19 protein-coding genes are annotated in these 18,131 nt (G+C 55.9%); 10 read left to right on the top strand and 9 right to left on the bottom strand.

Annotated elements, in window-relative coordinates; genetic code table 11:
• Positions 1–154 precede the first annotated feature (154 nt).
• Positions 155–448 (top strand): hypothetical protein, encoded by a 294-nt coding sequence (locus tag AABA86_RS13975; protein WP_018319488.1) that lies wholly within the window; start codon positions 155–157, stop codon positions 446–448.
• A gap of 98 nt (positions 449–546) precedes the next feature.
• Here AABA86_RS13975 and AABA86_RS13970 read toward each other — a convergent pair whose 3' ends face one another.
• Together AABA86_RS13970 and dinB are read right to left on the bottom strand one after the other, a co-directional pair.
• Positions 547–1,959 carry a sensor histidine kinase gene (locus AABA86_RS13970; protein WP_338307228.1) on the bottom strand — a complete coding sequence of 471 codons (1,413 nt, stop codon included), beginning with the start codon at positions 1,957–1,959 and terminating at the stop codon, positions 547–549.
• A gap of 105 nt (positions 1,960–2,064) precedes the next feature.
• The gene (gene dinB / locus AABA86_RS13965; RefSeq protein WP_338307227.1) at positions 2,065–3,165 is read right to left on the bottom strand and encodes a DNA polymerase IV; all 1,101 of its coding nucleotides are present in this window, start codon (positions 3,163–3,165) and stop codon (positions 2,065–2,067) included.
• A 43-nt stretch (positions 3,166–3,208) separates the two neighbouring features.
• Between dinB and AABA86_RS13960 the strand changes: the two genes are divergently transcribed.
• Together AABA86_RS13960 and AABA86_RS13955 are read left to right on the top strand one after the other, a co-directional pair.
• Positions 3,209–3,652 (top strand): TspO/MBR family protein, encoded by a 444-nt coding sequence (locus tag AABA86_RS13960; RefSeq protein ID WP_338307226.1) that lies wholly within the window; start codon positions 3,209–3,211, stop codon positions 3,650–3,652.
• A 94-nt stretch (positions 3,653–3,746) separates the two neighbouring features.
• Complete coding sequence (locus tag AABA86_RS13955) at positions 3,747–3,956, top strand: hypothetical protein (RefSeq protein WP_212243659.1); 210 nt, start codon at positions 3,747–3,749, stop codon at positions 3,954–3,956.
• A 265-nt stretch (positions 3,957–4,221) separates the two neighbouring features.
• Here AABA86_RS13955 and AABA86_RS13950 read toward each other — a convergent pair whose 3' ends face one another.
• Positions 4,222–4,572: a helix-turn-helix domain-containing protein gene (locus AABA86_RS13950; RefSeq protein WP_338307225.1), complete on the bottom strand. Its 351-nt coding sequence runs from the start codon at positions 4,570–4,572 to the stop codon at positions 4,222–4,224.
• A 146-nt stretch (positions 4,573–4,718) separates the two neighbouring features.
• Here AABA86_RS13950 and AABA86_RS13945 point away from each other — a divergent pair, with 146 nt between their 5' ends.
• From AABA86_RS13945 to AABA86_RS13930, 4 genes are all read left to right on the top strand, one after another.
• Positions 4,719–6,080 carry an AAA family ATPase gene (locus tag AABA86_RS13945; RefSeq protein WP_338307224.1) on the top strand — a complete coding sequence of 454 codons (1,362 nt, stop codon included), beginning with the start codon at positions 4,719–4,721 and terminating at the stop codon, positions 6,078–6,080.
• Positions 6,081–6,130: 50 nt separating this feature from the next.
• Entirely contained in the window at positions 6,131–6,754 is a 624-nt protein-coding gene (locus AABA86_RS13940; protein ID WP_338307223.1) for a hypothetical protein, read from the top strand.
• A gap of 134 nt (positions 6,755–6,888) precedes the next feature.
• Positions 6,889–7,458: a hypothetical protein gene (locus AABA86_RS13935; protein WP_338307222.1), complete on the top strand. Its 570-nt coding sequence runs from the start codon at positions 6,889–6,891 to the stop codon at positions 7,456–7,458.
• Positions 7,455–8,126: an HK97 family phage prohead protease gene (locus AABA86_RS13930; protein ID WP_338307221.1), complete on the top strand. Its 672-nt coding sequence runs from the start codon at positions 7,455–7,457 to the stop codon at positions 8,124–8,126. The genes AABA86_RS13935 and AABA86_RS13930 overlap by 4 nt, the downstream gene beginning before the upstream one ends.
• 135 nt (positions 8,127–8,261) lie before the next feature.
• Here the strand turns inward: AABA86_RS13930 and AABA86_RS13925 are convergent, their stop codons facing one another.
• The 5 genes from AABA86_RS13925 to AABA86_RS13905 form a co-directional block, all read right to left on the bottom strand.
• Entirely contained in the window at positions 8,262–9,323 is a 1,062-nt protein-coding gene (locus AABA86_RS13925; protein WP_338307220.1) for a hypothetical protein, read from the bottom strand.
• 352 nt (positions 9,324–9,675) lie between these two features.
• Positions 9,676–11,331 (bottom strand): recombinase family protein, encoded by a 1,656-nt coding sequence (locus tag AABA86_RS13920; RefSeq protein WP_338307219.1) that lies wholly within the window; start codon positions 11,329–11,331, stop codon positions 9,676–9,678.
• Positions 11,332–12,790: 1,459 nt separating this feature from the next.
• Entirely contained in the window at positions 12,791–13,795 is a 1,005-nt protein-coding gene (locus AABA86_RS13915; protein ID WP_338307218.1) for an outer membrane beta-barrel protein, read from the bottom strand.
• Positions 13,796–14,043: 248 nt separating this feature from the next.
• Positions 14,044–14,361, bottom strand: coding sequence for a hypothetical protein (locus AABA86_RS13910; protein WP_338307217.1), 318 nt, complete (start codon positions 14,359–14,361; stop codon positions 14,044–14,046).
• Between the two features lie 131 nt (positions 14,362–14,492).
• Complete coding sequence (locus AABA86_RS13905; RefSeq protein ID WP_338307216.1) at positions 14,493–14,987, bottom strand: DUF6998 domain-containing protein; 495 nt, start codon at positions 14,985–14,987, stop codon at positions 14,493–14,495.
• 40 nt (positions 14,988–15,027) lie between these two features.
• On the opposite strand from AABA86_RS13905, the gene AABA86_RS13900 reads away from it, so the two are divergent.
• Both AABA86_RS13900 and AABA86_RS13895 read left to right on the top strand, forming a co-directional pair.
• Positions 15,028–15,717, top strand: a complete 690-nt coding sequence (locus AABA86_RS13900) for a TIR domain-containing protein (protein ID WP_338307215.1) — start codon at positions 15,028–15,030, stop codon at positions 15,715–15,717.
• 40 nt (positions 15,718–15,757) lie between these two features.
• The gene (locus tag AABA86_RS13895) at positions 15,758–17,200 is read left to right on the top strand and encodes an SIR2 family protein (RefSeq protein WP_338307214.1); all 1,443 of its coding nucleotides are present in this window, start codon (positions 15,758–15,760) and stop codon (positions 17,198–17,200) included.
• Between the two features lie 7 nt (positions 17,201–17,207).
• Here the strand turns inward: AABA86_RS13895 and AABA86_RS13890 are convergent, their stop codons facing one another.
• A complete protein-coding gene (locus tag AABA86_RS13890; RefSeq protein ID WP_338307213.1) occupies positions 17,208–17,423 on the bottom strand; it encodes a hypothetical protein in 216 nt (71 codons plus the stop codon).
• 81 nt (positions 17,424–17,504) lie between these two features.
• On the opposite strand from AABA86_RS13890, the gene AABA86_RS13885 reads away from it, so the two are divergent.
• Positions 17,505–18,008, top strand: coding sequence for a hypothetical protein (locus AABA86_RS13885; protein WP_338307212.1), 504 nt, complete (start codon positions 17,505–17,507; stop codon positions 18,006–18,008).
• Positions 18,009–18,131: the final 123 nt, after the last annotated feature.

Genomic DNA, 18,131 nt, shown 5'->3' with positions numbered 1-18,131 from the left:
GCGAGCGCGGCAGATGCAACGCGCGATCACGAAATACATTTTTTGGGAACATTTGTGCGCAGCACCGGTTCGGAGTCGAGCCAGGCGGACTAAGGCGCAGGGAACGCGTGCTCCCGCCCGGCCAACGAAACCGGACACAGAAACGGAGCAGCTCATGAAGCTCACATCCGAACAGGTGAAGCAGACCGTCAACCAACTCGGCGCTCAGGTGCTGCCCGACGAACATCCGGCCATGCCGCAGCTGAACAGCATGTTCGGCGAGCATACCTTCTTCGTCGACGAGATGGGCCTCAAAGTCCTCGAGCCCACACCATCGCTCGGTGCCGATCGCCAGAGCGGCGAAGTCGTCAGCCTCGCCGATTGGGGCGATTCCGACCTGACGCGCCTGATGGCGCACGAGCCCGAGCCGACCGGCGTGATCGTGGTGTTCGAGCACGTGAGGCATTGATTGCCCCGAGCGGGTCGAGTTTCATCGGTGGCGGGACTCAAAATCCCGTCACCGTCGGCCGCGCGCCGCTTTGCGAGGCGGCTCCAGCGGCCGCGGTTTCATGCTTCGATCGGGATCTCGATCGCGATCTGAGTCCCTGGACCCGTCCTGCTCTCGAGGCGCAGGCGCCCGTTCAGCGACGAGGCCACCAAATTGAACGCGATGTGAAGCCCGAGGCCGGCATGTCCGCTCTCGCGGCCGGTCGTGACGAACGGATCGAAGATCTGCGCCTGTAATTCCCCGGGTATCCCAACGCCGTCGTCGGCGCAGACCAGGCGGACCCGTTTCGCGTCGGGCTGCCTGACTGTGATTGCGAATCTGCCGCCTCTCTTGTCCGGGTATGCATGCCCTGCGGTATTGAGGGCGAGATTGCTGATCACCTGGGCGAGCGCTCCGGGGTAACTGTTGAGCGTGATGCCCGCCGGGCATTCGACGTCAACCGTCAGAGCATGGTGCGATAGCAGCGGCCCAAGCTTCGACATCAGCTCGGACAGCCAATCCTTAAGCTCGAACGTGCGCCGGTCCTCATCGGCCTGGTGGACTGCGACCTGCCTGAAGCTGTGCACCATCTCGGATGCGCGGTGCAGGTTATCGAAGGTCAGGTCGAGCCCCTGCTTGAGCCTGTCAATTCCCTTGGTCAGATCGGATCGCCGGACCGACGCTCCGCCCAATGCATCGGCCATTGTCTGTAGATCCGTCTGCATGGCTGTCGAGGTCGTCAGGGCGAGGCCAAGCGGAGTGCTGACCTCGTGAGCGACACCGGCCACCAATCGACCGAGCGAGGCGAGCTTTTCTGCCTGCACCAGATGTTCCTGGGTCGCGCGCAGATCGCGCAGCGACTTCTCCGAGCGTTCCTTTTCCCGCTGAAGCGCCTCCGACGTTCGGAATTGCTTTCGCGCCCGGTATTCGCGCGCAGCTACGGCGTAGAGCGATAATGCGTAGGCGTTGCCGACGAGAGAATGATTGATGAATCTCAGGCCCACCGGCATCGCCGGTGCGAACGTCTCGGCGACCAGCAGCGCCAGCCACGACAGCAGGCAGAAAATCGCGAGCGAGCCGATCCGCAAGGGCAGCATGGTCGAGACGAACAGGATGATCATCATCATGCCGGGGGCGGCAAAGGTGAAGCCCGACGGCAGGACGAGATAGATGCTGGGCAGGATGCAGCCGGGAATGACGCAATAGACGAGGAAAATCGTCTCTGCCCATGGCTTCATCAATCGCCGAGAGAGCAACGCGGTCAGCGGGAGCAGCACGAACAGGGCGGTGCCGCCACGGATGGCAAGCGTGGTTGGAACGACTTCGGGGTAGAGCACCCAATCCCAGAGGGTGTAGCCGGCATAGGTGGCGGCGCCGAGCAGCATCGCGATCTGCGTCCACCCGAGACTGCCTCGGACGTATTGGTCGACAAACCGGCGCTCCTCGATGCGGTCTTCGAAGCGCAATCCGAGGCGTATCAATAAGGCAAGCATTCCAGCATCAATCGCGAAAAATCGTGCTTTGGTGTCTCTACGACAGGTTTTGCGCCGCGTCGCGGATAAAGATGTCGCGTTCGGCGAGGGGCCTGCCGGCCTCGTTCAAATGCCCAAGGTCAGCTGCGGCTCCGCATCGTCCCCGGTCTGGAGCGCGGACAGCGAGACACCCAGCAGCCTGACGCGCTTGGGTAGCGGCATCTCGACTTCGAGCAGGCCGCACGCCAGCCGTTCCAGATCGTCCCGCCCCGCAACGGCCGCCGCGACGGACCTGCTGCGCGTGATGATCTCGAAGTCGGCAAACTTGATCTTCAGCGTGACGGTGCGGCCGCGATTGCTGGTCGACTCGCAATGCCGCCAGACCTTGTCGACCAGAGGCTTGAGCTCGGCCGCCAGCGCGCCATATTCGGCAAGGTCGACCGAGAACGTGGTCTCTGCGCCGATGGACTTGCGAATCCGGTTGGCCCGGACCGGCCGCTCGTCGACGCCGCGTGAGATCCAGTAATAGTACGCACCTGACTTGCCAAAATTCGCATTCATGAACTCCAGCGTCTGATTGCGGATGTCGAGGCCGGTGAACAGGCCGAGCGCGTTCATCTTCGCAGCCGTCGCCGGGCCTATGCCGTGGAACCTGCCGACCGGCAGCGTTGCGACGAAGGCCGGGCCCATCTCCGGCGAGATCACGAACTGACCGTTGGGCTTGCGATGATCGGAGGCGAGCTTGGCCAGAAACTTGTTGTAAGAGATGCCCGCCGACGCGTTGAGATCGGTCTCGGCCTTGATCTTCCCGCGGATCTTCAGCGCGATGTCGCGCGCCAGCGGGATGCCTTGCAGGTTTTCCGTCACGTCGAGATAGGCCTCGTCGAGTGACAAGGGTTCGATGATGGGTGTGTGCTCGGCAAAGATGTCGCGGATCTGCCTGGAGATCGCCTTGTAGACCTCGAAGCGCGGCCTGACGAAGATCAGATCGGGACACTGCCGCTTCGCAGTGACGGAAGGCATCGCGGAGCGAACGCCGAACTGGCGCGCCTCGTAGCTGGCGGCCGCGACGACGCCGCGTTCCGCCGAGCCTCCGACCGCGACCGGCTTGCCGCGAAGGTCCGGATTATCGCGCTGCTCCACCGACGCATAGAACGCATCCATGTCGATATGGATGATCTTGCGGACGGGCGAGGCTTCGCCGGTCACCGTGTCGGATTCGCTCATGGAAAGATGATACAATTGCGCGATGCGATGCGCGAGGTGATGGATGCTGCAGCTGTTTTTGTTCGTGGTGGGCGTGGTCGGCATCGGCTGGCTGATCGGCGCGACCAATCTCCCCGGAGACTGGTATGCGGGCCTCGCCAAGCCGGCTTTCGTGCCGCCGAACTGGGCGTTCCCGGTGGCCTGGACCCTGCTCTACATCATGATCGCCCTCGCGGGCTGGCGGACCTTTCGCCGTGAACCCGGGGGCAAAGCGATGCTGGCCTGGGCTGCGCAACTGGCGCTCAATTTCATCTGGTCTCCGGTCATGTTCACGATGCACCAGATCGGCGCCGCGCTCGTCATCCTCATCGGCCTGTTCGTCGCGATCGTGACCTATATCGGTCTCGAGGCATCACGCGACAGGCTGGCCGCCGCATTGTTCGTGCCTTACGCAGCCTGGGTCGCGTTTGCCGGCGTGCTCAATGCGGCGATCTGGCGTTTGAATTGAGACATTCGGTCTCAACCAGTTCAAAGAGCAATCTCAGGCTTGTGAGTGGCAAGCATGGTCGCGCGACCTAATATGAGCGCGCGGAGGACAGCCAATGCAATACAGCTCCGAGCTCATTCAGACGATGCGTCAAGCGCTGGAGACGGTGATGGCGAGCGTGCCGGCCCATCAATCGGTGTTCGGCCTGAAGGCTGCCGTGGCCGAATGCATCCTGAACGCCGCTGCGCACGGCCAGACGTCATATGACGGATTGGTTTCGTCGGCTTCAGACCAGGTCCAGGCGATTGTCGCGATGCTGACGTGAGCGTCGGCCTGAACCGGCGGCAAGGCTGGCGCACCCGACACGATTCGAACGTGTGACCTTTGCCTTCGGAGGGCAACGCTCTATCCAGCTGAGCAAAAAACCGCTGCAAAATCAATGATACTGGAAAGGGCTCCGCCGTGCAACTGGCTGCTGCGCAGCCGGTGCTGTGACAGAAGTGTGACCGCCGTAGATGACCCAGAATCTCGGATAAAAGCGCAGACGACATTGATGCATGCGGTAGGTGGCCTGACAGCTCCTCTCTCTACTAGACTCGATGACTCCCAATGAGGAAACCGGCTTCAAAAATGCTGTCATAATCCGTTAGGATCAAGCGGCGATCACCCCACAAAATGAAATGCGGCTTTGTCTCCGCGTGCTCATTCCAACCGAGAAGCTTGTTGGGATCGATTTCTAAGGCGTCGCAGGCTTCGACAATCTTCGCATCGTACAAACGACTTTTGCCAGTCTCATAGTTTTGAATCTGTTGGCTGGTTACTCCGAGCCGTTCGCCAAGCGTCTCCAATTTGATACCCCCTGCCTTACGGGCCGCCCTTAGCCGCGCGCCAACAGCGCGAGCGAATGTCGATATGGGTCTCTTATTTCGCTTCTTTGCCATGAGCGATTTCCATGTTGGTCAAAACGGGGGCCGGAAGCTAGCAAGAACAAAAGATCACGTCACTCAAATTTGGCTTGCTTGAAAAGATGCGGTTGATCCGCGATTGAGGTCCAACCAAACGCCTGGTGGCTTATCAAAGGTCTTGCATGCCTAGCAGTAACTCAGCGCTCAAGAATGTCACTGCATTCGACCCGGAAAGTATTCAGCAGTTCCTCGAAATCATCCACGACCGCGCACACGGACTGGATGGCTATTTTGTCGTTTCTGTCTTCATCGAAGATGCACCCGGTACGATCACACATCACCGCGTCGGCGATGTTGAGGGCACGCGCGAATCTGTAGCCGCCCACGCGGACACACCGGGTGCAAACGTCTACATGCCATTGTGTGTCATGCGCCGCGATCTGCCGCGAGGGAGAAAGGGTGGCGAGGCAGATGTAGTTGCGGTGATTGGATTGGTAGCCGACATGGACGCCGACACAGGCAAGATCGGTGAGATGCCGATGAAGCCTAGTTTTATGATCGAGACATCTCCCGGCAACACCCAACAAGTGATCTTATTCGACAAGCCGCTTCCGCCCGAAGAAGCAAAGCCGCTAGCCGTCGCATTGAAGAAGGCCAGCGGCTCGGATCACGGCACTGCCGACATATCTCATGTGTGGCGAATTCCCGGCACGCTGAACTGGCCGACCAAGACAAAGGCTCTAAAAGAGCCGTTTCAAGGATTGGTATATAGCGGGTCGCAATTGGCCGACAGTCTATCGTCTGTCTTGGACGAGCCCCAGGCGGGGACGCAATTCGATGAGCGCTTTTCAGGTCGCGTCGAAGCGGCCTCCCTTTGGGATGGGGCTAGCGATATTCTTCGAGCAGCTTTGCTTTCGGACGGACTGCCCGACAGATCGGAGCACGCCGCAAGCGTCTTCGAGCACTGCGGCTTTGAAGGTTTGTCACTTAATGAGGCAATTTCGCTCTGTCTCGCTAAGGGGGGCGCTTGGAAGGAGCGATATGGCAGCGAAGTGGCCCTTATAACCGATGCAGAAAGGTGCTGGAATAAATTCGTCCTACCCAAGAAAGCTGAGCGCGAAGCCAATGCACGGGCGGCAAAAGCATTCGTGGAAAATGCACGCGAAAAGCGGGAGGAAAATGAACGTTCAAACGCCATAGTCGCCACGCCATTCGTCTTTCAAGACCCTTCGACGCTGCCCCGGCGTGACAACCTGTATGGCGGCCACTTCATTCGTAGATATGTGTCGTCAACTGTTGGAAGCGGCGGCGGGGGAAAGTCGTCCCTCGAAGTCACCGACACGTTGGGGATGGTAACTGCCAATCCGCCTCTTAGGGTCTGGTACTTCAATTTGGAAGATCCTCTCGACGAAATCCAGCGTCGTGTGACTGCGGCCGCAATGCATCACGGCGTTGACCCAGAGGTGTTGAACGTGAATCTTTTTGTGGATTCCGGTCGCGATCAATCACTTGTCGTCGTGACAACAACAAAATTCAGCAAGTAGCCAATCAGTTTACGCGTGTTGCGAACGAAGCAAATGCTTCGGTGGAATTGGTGCATCACATCAACAAAGCATCTGGGGATGGAAAGGGCGAGGTAACGGCGGATTCGGGTCGTGGCGCAGGAGCGCTGAAGGATAAAGCGCGCGCAGTCCGTGCAATAAATACTATGAGTGAAAAGGAGGCCGAAAAGGCGGGCATCGACTCTAAGGATCGGTTTTCCTACTTCCGCGTGACAAACGTTAAATCAAACATGTCGAAGCGGTCTGGATATGCAGACTGGTACCGGATCGTGTCAGTTGATCTTGGCAATGGCACGAAGTGGTCAGCAGGCGATAGCGTTGGCGTGGTCGAGAAGTGGAAATGGCCGTCCGAAACGGACACATCCGACGATATTTCGCCCGAAGAACTGGACGAGATTAAGCGGCAGATCAGCTCGGGCGCACACGGCGACAATCACCAATCAAAGGATTGGGCGGGACTCGTCTTTTCAAAGGTCCTTGGACTGAATGCCAAGGCGGATAAGCGCAAAATCGGGCGTCTTATGAAGGCGCTCGTTAAGGCCGGGCACTTTGTCATCGTCGAACGGAAGTCGGACAAGGGGCGGCAACGGCCTATGTTCGAAGTGGTACCAGAACCCCACCACCCAAGAGGTGCGGTGGGGAGTGGTGATTTCTAGCCTAATCCAACTACCCCACCACCGCCTTTATTCTTAAAGGCGGGTGGTGGTGGTGTGGGTGTCGATCCGAGCGGCCTGAATGAAAGAAGCGCGCTTACTCCGCCAGACGTGGCAATACAGCTATGGAAATGAGGATGACAAACGTACCCGAAATTGAGGACTACAGCCCTACACTCCGGGACGAAATGACGAGAGCCGATGCTTTGGCTAGGCGAACCAAGGAAGCAGAACAGCGGGCATTGGCGTTGCAGGAGCGGCTTCGAGAAGGGCCAAGCAAGGAGCAGCGTGCGGCCGATGCTGAGCGTGCGACCCGAGGCGAGCCACTTGCCGATCTAGATAGTGAGTTCAAGACAGCCCTGAGGGAGTTCCGCGCCCTGGAAGACGCGTTGAAAGCTCAACAAGCGAAAGTTGAGGCCGTAAGGCGCGAAGCTGGTGGCAAGATGTGTGATGAGGTGGTGAGACCACTCTATAAAAAGGCGGAGAAGCGCTTAGCATCGGCTCTTTCTGAACTTTACTCCATTCACTCCGAGATATTTTGGCTCAAGCGCGGTCTGCTAAACCAGGGACTTGGCACCTACGGTGTGTTCGTGTTGGAGCCGGAGTTCTTGGGTGTACCGAGCGGCACAAGCGACTTTGAACAGTTTCTCCGGCGGTGCGTCAGCGCGGGACTACTTCGGGCGTTGCCAAAGGAGTTCCCTCAATGATCAGGCGCAACTACGAAATCGCAGCCGGGAGGCCCCTTGATCTGGAGTATGGAGGCGGTGGCTTCATTACGGCGGTTGACGGAAAATCGATCAGTTTTGCCAACGAAAAGGAAGAGGTACGGCAGCATCTGCAAGGTTATGCGCTCCGCTGGCGTTCTGTGATTAAACAGAATGGAAAGTACTTCTACTTCCTGCCGCACTCAATCAAGAATCCAATGTTGGGGGACCCGAAACGGCTGCTGTTTGATCATCAAGAGGCCACGATCTATGCGACTACACAGACGGGCCTAGAATTGTATTGCGACGACAATGGTCTCGCGATGAGATTGGTCGTCGGAAACGATTCCAAGCGCCGCAAAGCATTTGAAACTGTAAAGAATGGGGAGCGGACGGCTCTTTCCGTCGGCGTCATTATGCACGGTGATGAATACGTTCAAGTTGCTGATGGCAACCGCGTCAGGGTGGTGAGGTCGGCCACTTTGGAGGAAATTAGTCTTGTTGCGGAGGGTGCTTGTCGGCAAGCGTTCTGCGGATTGATTAATGCTGAAGACGCGCGGTCGCTCGAACAGGACGCGAGTTCCTTTCAGATTATGAGAGATGGTGCCGCCCATCGGTTCAAGAAGGCCCTTGAGGCGGTGCTAGAGGCCGTTCGAAACGACCGCCGCTAGACTACGGGAGCGGTGGTCCAGCGCTCGCGACATCCCGACGCTGAGCGTGGCGATGTGGTGGCGGGCTGTCCAACCCGCCACCAGTCGTTCCATTTAACTTAGCAGTACATGACGCGTGACCTGCCTATGTGTTCATCAAGAAGTGGGTGAGAAATCGATTCTAAAGCCCGGATAGGTGTCCTTCAGCAAATTCATTGCTCTGTGCCAATTCTTGCCGCCCCACATCTTAGAGAATGCGTATGTCTTACCATTCGATTGGAACAGTTCTTCGGACTCACAGAACCATCTGGCAGCATCAAATGTCGGGCCACCTTCTGCTTCCTTCTGTGTTGCAAGCCGCTCGAATTCAGGGCCATCAACCACTCCGTCAACGACGTACCAGGCGTTGTTCCTCCAAGTGAACAAAGACCCGATATCAGAGGGTGCGACGCCGCTTTCGCACAAGCGCTTACAAATCAAGTAGAGCGCATTTCGCTTCCAAACAGATTTGTGAAGCTCGTCATTTATGCGAACGTCAAACCTGGTGAAGTCAGCACCGCTCGTTCTTACGGCTCTATCCTGCTTCGCTTTCTCGCGAACCTGAATTTGATATGTGGCGGCTTCAGGCAGTGGAATGATCTGTTGCACGTCAACCAAGACGCGACTGTCTAATCGATACGGTTTAAGTCGCACACATTGGATATCGATTCCATGATCGATAAGCCACAAAACGGATGTAGTCAGCTCCTTGGAGAACTCGGCTGACGCAAGGACAATACGTACGTCTTGGGCAAATAATGTTTCATTCGATTCGTCCCAATCCAGAAAGTCGAGGATCAATTCCCTTGGGTCCTCCGTTTCTCTTCCTACTCTCTTGAGGTAGCGCCCAAATATGTTGGCCGCCTGATCGAACGTCATGGTGGAGACCATGGAAGCGTAACGAATGCACTGTAGCTCCATATAGCCACCGTCTTCTGTACGCTTGAGTTCGATTGCAACAAGGTTTGCTTCCTTGTCGATGCCCAACAGGTCAATCCGTCGCTTTGCGTCTTCCCATTCGTCAAACTCCTCAGAGATTACGAGAGTATCGGGCGAAATTACCTCAACGTGGTCACGCAGCAGTCGCTGCAAGTCACGCCGCTCCTGAATTCCCGCCAAGTTGAAGTTTGTCTCCTCAACGGCGACGATCTCGTTTGGCTTCAGTTCATATATGGGCATCGGTATACTTCGGCTATAGGGAATTGGTGTTCTCACAATTACCTTGTCGCGACTGACTCGTCTATTTGGGTTTTAGGCGTTAGCGCCACCAGTCGTTCACAGCGGTGAAGGTAAGAAATCTTCCACTGTCCGCTAAGTCCTCCAAAGGTCGGCTCTAAAGGGAGTTCTGATATAGCGAATATTTTTCCTTGCTCCGTCGGGCAAAACAATGGTTCATAGGGTGCTGGTGAATGGAGCCAGCTTATGCAGAACGACCCTGAACCCTCGGAACTGGCCAAGATTGCGAAGCTCAACGGAGATTTCAAGCGGAACTACGGCACACTGCTCGGCGCATTCCTCTATCTGCGATCAATCAGCGCCGCGCGTGGCCGCTCTTGGTTTTGGGCGGGCTTGCTTTCAGTTGTCTGTTCAGCGGCACTGGGGTGGGTGGGAAAACACGGCTTGCCTTGGCTACCCTCCGGGTGATCGCACGAACAAGAGCCTCAGCGGTTTTGTAGCAGCTCATCGAGCGACGAGCCCGGGCCGCATCCGAAAATCTTATTGTCCGCTTCACCTTGCCATCTGTGGGCAGCAACACGTAGTCGAGCACTGCTTTGTTGTGCTCGGATAGCCTGATTGCAGCAATCCATCCGGCGGGGACATGCGTATCACATTGGATGGTCCAATGGGGCGAATGGGTCTCTTCCTTTCCCGGTGTCCAGCGGGCAGCTCTAACCGAAACGCAAATGGTGCCGTTCACGCGTAGCGAGTCTGTCCAACCCCCGGTGCTCGTGCGACAACCCGCTCTGCTTAGGGCCGCTCCAATGCGAGAAGCGAGCTTTGTTTTTTGCTCGGACCAAAGCGGCCTCGACTCCAGAAATTCGTAGTTCCGCTTGGGAGTATAGCCGAGCAATCGATACAGGTTTCGCAAGCTGCCGAAGTGAGCTTGACATGTAGCCGAACAAGGCAAGCCCGGCGTGCGGTTTATAACGCCGACACTCAGCTTCCCTTCTTTAAGCAAAGTTCTTCGCAAACGGAAGAGCATCTCTTCTTCGGTAAGGTCAACACGCCGCTCGTTGATGAACTTGGCGACCTTCGCGAATATGTTCCGGTCAACAATCGGTTCAAGGCAGCCCTCCGCCCTGATCCACTGTTCAGGAGGGTTATAGGTGCGAGTTTGGCGTAGCTTCCATGATCGCCGATTGAAGATCAAATTTCCTATGTAACTTTCGTCCCTGAGGATGGCGCCTATCATCACCCTGGTCCATGGCGTCCCCGAACGGCTCGCGACTTTCTTCTTATTTAACTCCCAAGCCACAACCGTTTCACATTTCACCTCAAGGAAGCGATTGAATATCCACCTGACAGTGGCAACCTCTCGCGGGGGCCCGGGACGAACTCGGATGTGATCAGTGGCGAGGTACTTCCGCTGCCCCCTCTTCAGAATGCCCTTCGATTGGTCCTTCTCGTCAACAAGCTCCCGCACCAAACCATAGCCAGGGTTACCACACGGCTTGTAGCCAAGACGAGCAAACCGGCATTGACCGGCATAGACCTTGACCGAAAGTTCACGGCTGTACTCCGCCGCCATTACTCTTTTGATGTTCTTGACGATGCTGGCAAGCATGGTGCCGTCATTGTCGAACTGCTCAGCGCAATATGCGACCTTGATACCCGCTTGCTTGCACATGAACTCGTAGTGCGCGCCCTCGTCTGCATCTTGAAAGCGGCCCCATCGACTTACGTCATAAACCAGGAGGTAACCGAAGTCGATTTGCCCATTCTCGACATCCTCCAATAGTTGAAGAAGACCCGGCCTGTTCTTGATGAGCAGTCCGCTTTCACCCTCGTCCTTGTATGTTCGGACGAGAGTGAGATTGTGAGCGTGCGCATAGGCGGCGATCACCGCAGCCTGATTCTGGATTGAATAATGCTGCATCTCAGTGGACATTCGGACGTATTGAGCAGCACGAACGCCGAGAAGAGCCTTCGGCAGGTGAGCCTTGTGAACGACGAGCGCATTGCTCATTCGCCACCTCCACCTAGTACGATCCGTGACCGGACGGATAGAACTCCTGCGGCGTAAAGTATTCAAGAGCCAATCAAGCGATACGTGCTATTTGGCTCTGTCCCCCCAATCGACTACGTACGCTTCGTATGATTGCCCCAGGGTTCTCTGCGTAAATAAAATCTCTAAGGCAACAATCTCGGAATAGCCGTTCGTCTCATTTCCGGCGTTGATCAGGTCAACCAAAGTGAAACCATGGCCTGTATCAAAATTGGAGGCTGGTGCGCCGGGAATGCGGATGAGCCCTTGCAAGCTTGTGCCGCGTGTTTGTATTGCGACCTTAATTTGTGATGTCCCACGCGAAGGATACGGCTTAGAGCGAAGCGGAATCCGTTGCCATTCGTCAACGTCGCCCGCTGTTCGGCCCATGTTAGTCGGCCGCATCTTCTGATCAATGGCAGCAGAGGTAGGTACTGCGAGCGCTGACGTGACGAGAAACGCAGCCGTACGGAGCGAGACGAGGTTAAGGATTGACCTGCTTCTTATTCGGTTCATGCGAGCGATCCATTAACGACCGAATAGCCGATCCCTTAGTCGCAGCATCTTCGGAGCCTTGAGCAACGCGCTCGGGTGTGCATCTCGTTGAAGGTGGGTCCCCACACTGGCGCGCCAGCGCTTCCCAGCCAACACACTTCCCGGATTGATTTCGATATCCCGGGCCTCCGTTGTCTCCGCAGGCACCGAGTGCCGATGGGGCATGCAAGAGCTGCACGATGATGAAAAGCGAAATTACCCTAATAATCATTTTGGACGCTCCACATGGGAACCAACAAACGACACTTCCCCACGGCGCGCGGCCTCTACTGCTGCTTCATTCCAAGTTGCTCTGCGCAAACGCTGCCAAGCTGGACGCCAGTTGGGATGGGCCCGTAATAGAGGCTCTTATCCTTGTCCTCGGTATCGAGACTCTTGATCGTTCCGTTCGGCGCTGCAACGACGTTGACCTTGCAAGCGTATGCTCGCGAACTTCCCGATGCGCTCGATTGGCCATCACGGGACACCGAAAATGAACTCCCAGACGCCAGTTGCCAGCTATACGCGGTATCGCCGCTATTCATCTTGAAGCTACTGGCTGGGGGCCCCCACCGAACGGCAAGAGCATCGACATTCTGCCCAACGTAGTCTTGCCCTAACTTGGCGCGCACATCTGCGCCTGTTGCGTAGCATCCCCCCAGTGCCACACAGAGCACTGCAATTCCCATCCAACGCATACCGTTCTCCCCCCAGTCCGTACATTCAAACGCAACTGGCGCGCGAGATCAAGCGCTGGCGCACTTGCGGCGCCGCAATAGCCGAAGCCGTAACGAAGTGCTTGAACGTACCCAAGCTGCCACGCAGCCGGCTGGTTCGAGGCATGCGGGTCTCCAAGTTACCCGCGCCCTTCCGTGCTCCCCTCGCGCGTGACCAAGGGCTTCGCAAGCTACCTGAGCGGACTAAACGCGTAAGCAAATCCTACCCGCGCGGACTGCATAGACTGATCGTATTGTGTCGCCCGTGCATAGGTCTGCGTGGCAGTTCCAGATACCCAATTGAACCGATCTTGTGTACTTGCGGCGTCAAATCTTGTGTAGCGATATTCAGCCCTAACGCGCCAATTCCCATCCAGCCTGCGCTCGATCCCAACGCCTCCGGTTGGCCCACTCGCCCAAAACGTCTCGTTAGGTTGATAGAACGGATTGTCGGTGAGGTTTCGCGCTTCGAACCGCGCAAAGGTCCAGCCGCCGAGCCCGTAGAGAAGTGTGTTCTCATCAAGAAGAATGCCGGCCCTCAGCAAGGTAGAAGCCATCCAATGTGAGGTCACCTGCGGCCGGTAGTCTCCTGTTGCCGTCGCCCCGGTGGGGCCTGCGGAATTGAAATAGGTTAGGCTCCGCGTTCCCGACGAGCTAAAGTTCAAGTCGGCGACAGTCGCTTCAAGCTGTCCGCCAACGACGAGCCGTGATATTTGCACGTCACCTCCGGCGAACAAGTCGATAAAGCCTCCACCGTTCTTCGCTGTCCCGGACTGATCCAGAGAGTTGAATCCGAACAAATCGAAGGGAGGTGCGTTGAGTGAATTGCCCTGTGTAGTCCGCTCGTCAGACCTAGTGCCGGCCCTTGTGGCAGCTCCGCCAACCGAGCCTCCCCAGAACGCGCCTGTCCAGCTAGGTGGCTCGGCGGGCATAGCCACAGGCACCACTCCCTTCACGGGCATCGCAGCATTCGCCTGACGAACATCTCTCGCGGGTTCGGATCGAAGCTGACTGTGCGCTTGATCCAACTGGCGCTTGTATTCCTGGTTCTTGCGTTCCAACGAAGCTACTCGCGCTTCGAGAGCGGCAAGCTTTTCAAGAACAGCGCTCGATTCGACTGATTCCGCATGAGCGTTGCTGGCTAGAAGTGAACATGCCCCAAGAATAGCAACGGCAACCCACCGAGTGAATTTCATCTGCAGCCCCCAGTTGTGTCTGATTAATGTTTAACCAAGACATCAACTGGAGCACAAGCACGCCAGTATCCCCCTTCGGTCTCATGCACAGGGGGCGCACTTGCAAACTGAAGCCTGCCTAGAGGTCTATTGGGCTACTCGGGGGGGCATCAAATCTCTTCAGCTTTAAGCGCCTCGACCGGGGCCTAGGAAAATTCACGTATCCGCAAAATGGGAGATTCGAGGAACTTTGGCGTTACCGACTCAGCTTAATTACTTTCTTCTTCTAACCGGCGAATGCGTGTTGCTAATTCCGCGCCTTTCAGCGTGACAAAAAATGCCACAATAAACCCAGCTACATGGGCGATAGAAGAAGCTATCCATTCGCTCTCGCCATCCTCATCGTATCTCACCCAACTTCGCGGCATCCAGGCAAGCGCGCTTTCGACCGCCCCAGACGCTGCGACAGCGATACCTAAGAAGGCGGTGAACAGATAGAGGCACTTAAAGAACAGCTTGCGACCCTCCGCATGTTTGTCCGCCCAGCGACTAAGGGAAACAGGGTTTGTGAAGAACCAGTACAGCAAGTGACCAGCACAAGCCGTGATGCCCAGGCACAAAACAGCGTATAGGATTCTCGCTAGTAACTGCATTGCATCCCGACCTTCTCAGCACTCAAGTGAACAGAAGCTCTGCTAAATTCGTTACGCTCAGAATTTCAGATGGGTTCGCTATCTCCTGAAGGGTTCGTCGGCAACGGCAAAAATTCCGGGACGGAATATCCTGCTTTGGCGATCTTCTGAAGCGCAGTCACAGCAACCATGTGCTTATTGTCCCGGGCTGAGTAACGCGCTGCCTGTCTCACCAGCGCAAAGTCACCGTAGAATATCTCGGTCCAATCCCCATTCAGGTCGATCTTTAGACATAGGAGCATGTCGGCCTCGCCCCGGAAGCCGATCTGCGAGGCGGCATAGTTAGTCTTGATCTGCACCTTCTTGCCGTCTGGCCGCACAGCATCGTACCCGTTCGCACCGCGAGGCGCGGGCTGAAGCTCGTAAACCTCGATAGCAATGAATTCCCCATAATCTCCGAGAAGATTGCCCAGTCCTGCCCATTTAAAGTTCGGCGCGAGCGATTTTAGTGTGCGCTGCGAAGCGAAGAGAGAGGCCAAAACTCCTTTCATGGCCTCTATGCGCTGTTCTTTGCTGATCATGGTGCTCCCGGAGAACGGTTGTGTGCAAGGACGTTTCAGATTGTTCGTCGTTATTCGCGAGATTGAATTCAGGTCGCTCGCGGTCTTTTCTTTAGACGAGGTTTATGCACAATACACGCACTGGTATATGAAGGGGGAGACGGTTTTGGCCAAACGAGTATTTTTTAGCTTCCATTATCAAGACGTAATCGATTTTAGAGCAAACGTAGTCCGTCAGCATTGGCTAACAAAACCGGACCGTGAAGTGGCCGGGTTTTTCGATGCGTCGATTTGGGAAAGCGCTAAACGCACGGGTCCTGTTGCTCTGAAACGCATGATCAATAGCAGTATCGACGGAACGTCGGTTACCTGCGTGCTGATCGGGAGTGAAACATTTGAGCGCCCTTGGGTTCGGTACGAAATTCTAAAAAGCTTTCGTAAGGGCAATCATTTGCTGGCTGTACATATCAACAGCATCAAGGGTCGCGACCAGAGGACGAAGCCACTCGGACCGAATCCATTGAACTACGTAGGAGTCACCTTCTCGCAAAGTGGCGACACCGCTACGCTATGGGAGAAAGTGAACGGTACTTGGAAGGAATACTCAGAAATTGACGGCTCCTCCTCGTACAGAACCGGAGGGGTTGCGCAACAGTATCGCGGAAATGGCTATAATTTAGGAAACTGGTACACGGCCTACGACTGGATCGCGAATGATGGATTCAATAAGTTTAGTGATTGGATCGGCTGACAAGCTACCTCGTTAGCCTTGGCGCTGCAAAGGGGTCGAAATGGGTGATCGAGACAAGGACGAATTCCTTGATCGCTACCTTAAAGAGTTGCGCGAAGAGAACGCCGCCGTCTTTATTGGAGCAGGACTGTCGAAGGCCGCTGGATACGTCGATTGGCCGGGTCTGATAGCCCCTGTTGCAAACTCTTTGGGGCTGGACGCCACAAAAGAGGCCGATCTTGTAGCTCTAGCTCAGTACTATTTGAACGTAAATTCGTCCAATCGTCATTCATTGAACCAGCTTCTGATAGACGAATTTTCGGACTTGAAGAGCCCAACCGAAAATCATGCGATCCTAGCTCGGCTCCCGATACATACCTATTGGACTACCAACTATGACCGTCTTATCGAAAAGGCGTTGGAGGCGGCTGGCAAGCGCGTCGATTCCAAATACGAGAACGACCAGCTCGCTAACACGCGTCGCGGACGGGACGCCATCATTTACAAGATGCATGGAGATATTGAGCATCCTCACAAGTCTATCCTGACGAAGGACGACTACGAAAAGTACTTCCAAACCCATGATCCGTTCATCACGGCTTTGTCGGGCGACCTGGTCAAAAATACATTCCTCTTTTTAGGATTCAGCTTCACGGACCCGAACATCGATTTTGTTCTGTCGCGTATACGCGCACGCTATGCTGAACATCAGCGGCAGCATTACTGTGTGATGCGTAGGCGAACACGCGGCAAGAATGAGAAAAAGGCGGAATTTGAGTATGCGCTGACAAAGCAAGGCCACGTTACAAAGGACCTTGAACGTTTTAACATCAAAACAATATTCGTGGATGAGTTCAAGGAGATAACTGAACTCCTTAGGAGGATTGAATTTCGATACAGGCGGCGCACCGTCTTTGTGTCAGGCAGCGCCGCAGAATTCGGTCCTTGGAAGCGTGAGCAGACTGAGGACTTCGTTGCCAAATTGTCCGGCGCGCTAATCGACCGCGATCTAAGAATTACCACTGGGTTCGGCCTTGGCATCGGGAGTGCAGTAGTAACCGGCGCGGTCCAACAAATTTATTCAACGAATCATCGGAGCTTAGATGAGCAACTTGTGCTGCGACCGTTTCCAATCGGCATCAAGGACGAACGTGAGCGCAAGGCAACATTTGAGCGTTACCGAGAAGAACTAATTGCGCAAGCAGGGATCGCTATTTTTATTATGGGAAACAAGATTTCGGGAAAGGAGGTAGTCGCGTCCGACGGAATGCGGGCCGAGTTTGAGATAGCGAAACGGCGTGGCCTCTACCTCATTCCGGTAGGGGCTTCTGGGTCGATGGCGTCCCAGCTTTGGACGGAAGTGATGGGAAATCTCTCAGCCTTCTATCCCAAACTAGAAAACAAAGTTCGTCCTTTGTTGGCGGCTGTCGGCCGAGACACCAAACGACCGAGCGAGCTTACCGAACCGATTTTGAAGCTCGTCTCTCTCTTGTCGCGCGATTGACCAACTATCAATCGTACCAATCCTTCCGATCAGGCGGCAGCACCCGCCCGCGCGCATAACCGGGCGAGGCAAGCTCTTCTGAGCGCCGCTCAAGGAATTCGTTTGCGACGATCAGCGCCTTGACCGCTTCGCGCACGTCTCCGCCGCATGCCTCAATGGCTTGGTCAGCCGCCAATTCGAGGCGGTCGGGATCGGCTGATCGGTTGGGAGTTATGGACGGCATTCGCTCATGTTCTAACTTTGTTCTTTCAACGTCAAGTCTGTTAGTGGTACTGTTCTCAAGACTTAGGTCCGGGGGAAGGGTGTGCGCGTTCTTTTTGTCGCAATCGTCGCGCTGCTTGTGGGCGCGACGGCGGGTTATATTGTTGCAAGCTTTGGAGGTGTTTCTGCACCGACGGAGGCGAGCTTCCCGGCTCCCGATCCCGCTCCGCAATTCGTCAAGCCTCCGCGCGCGGGTCAGTCTTACGGATGCGATCCCATCGCCGATGCAAACGTTGTGGATGAACGGTTTAAGCGGAAGGCAATAGTTTGGACAAACCAATCACCTTCGAAGGTTGCTATCCAGGTTGCTCCAGATAGCAAGCGGGTTTTGCTAATGCGGGCTACGGACGTTTCTGTCGGAGTTGCCCAGCCCGAAGAATTTACGATCACTTCGAACACGGCCAGCTATCTCACTGCGGAAGAGCATCTTACGCTGGGGATCGCTGCCATCATTTTCGATGTGAAGACCATGAAGATGGTCTGGTCATTCAACGGCCAAGGAATGCTTGGAATCAAAGGAGAGTCGGTGCTGTTCCAGTGCCGATGACTTCAGCAACACATGTGGCGGCTATGAAAGTTGCGATACTTACAATGTCCTGTGTGGTCGCGCTGCTCCCACCGAGCGCCTTAGCCGACGACTTGCCTACGGAACTTCTGTTGCGCTGTGATC

The organism is Bradyrhizobium sp. TM233 (assembly GCF_036247965.1).
In the GTDB taxonomy this organism is placed as follows: Bacteria; Pseudomonadota; Alphaproteobacteria; order Rhizobiales; family Xanthobacteraceae; genus Bradyrhizobium; species Bradyrhizobium ottawaense.
The sequence above is the reverse complement of the archived record's forward strand: the minus strand, read 5'-3'. Positions and strand labels throughout refer to the sequence as shown.

Excerpts from the sequence above, each read along its gene's own strand:
- AABA86_RS13915 (WP_338307218.1), bottom strand. The coding sequence starts at position 13,795 with ATGAAATTCACTCGGTGGGTTGCCGTTGCTATTCTTGGGGCATGTTCA.
- dinB (WP_338307227.1), bottom strand. The coding sequence starts at position 3,165 with ATGAGCGAATCCGACACGGTGACCGGCGAAGCCTCGCCCGTCCGCAAG.
- AABA86_RS13950 (WP_338307225.1), bottom strand. The coding sequence starts at position 4,572 with ATGGCAAAGAAGCGAAATAAGAGACCCATATCGACATTCGCTCGCGCT.
- AABA86_RS13935 (WP_338307222.1), top strand. The coding sequence starts at position 6,889 with ATGACAAACGTACCCGAAATTGAGGACTACAGCCCTACACTCCGGGAC.
- AABA86_RS13925 (WP_338307220.1), bottom strand. The coding sequence starts at position 9,323 with ATGCCCATATATGAACTGAAGCCAAACGAGATCGTCGCCGTTGAGGAG.
- AABA86_RS13905 (WP_338307216.1), bottom strand. The coding sequence starts at position 14,987 with ATGATCAGCAAAGAACAGCGCATAGAGGCCATGAAAGGAGTTTTGGCC.
- AABA86_RS13890 (WP_338307213.1), bottom strand. The coding sequence starts at position 17,423 with ATGCCGTCCATAACTCCCAACCGATCAGCCGATCCCGACCGCCTCGAA.
- AABA86_RS13930 (WP_338307221.1), top strand. The coding sequence starts at position 7,455 with ATGATCAGGCGCAACTACGAAATCGCAGCCGGGAGGCCCCTTGATCTG.
- AABA86_RS13895 (WP_338307214.1), top strand. The coding sequence starts at position 15,758 with ATGGGTGATCGAGACAAGGACGAATTCCTTGATCGCTACCTTAAAGAG.
- AABA86_RS13975 (WP_018319488.1), top strand. The coding sequence starts at position 155 with ATGAAGCTCACATCCGAACAGGTGAAGCAGACCGTCAACCAACTCGGC.
- AABA86_RS13955 (WP_212243659.1), top strand. The coding sequence starts at position 3,747 with ATGCAATACAGCTCCGAGCTCATTCAGACGATGCGTCAAGCGCTGGAG.
- AABA86_RS13970 (WP_338307228.1), bottom strand. The coding sequence starts at position 1,959 with ATGCTTGCCTTATTGATACGCCTCGGATTGCGCTTCGAAGACCGCATC.
- AABA86_RS13960 (WP_338307226.1), top strand. The coding sequence starts at position 3,209 with ATGCTGCAGCTGTTTTTGTTCGTGGTGGGCGTGGTCGGCATCGGCTGG.
- AABA86_RS13945 (WP_338307224.1), top strand. The coding sequence starts at position 4,719 with ATGCCTAGCAGTAACTCAGCGCTCAAGAATGTCACTGCATTCGACCCG.
- AABA86_RS13920 (WP_338307219.1), bottom strand. The coding sequence starts at position 11,331 with ATGAGCAATGCGCTCGTCGTTCACAAGGCTCACCTGCCGAAGGCTCTT.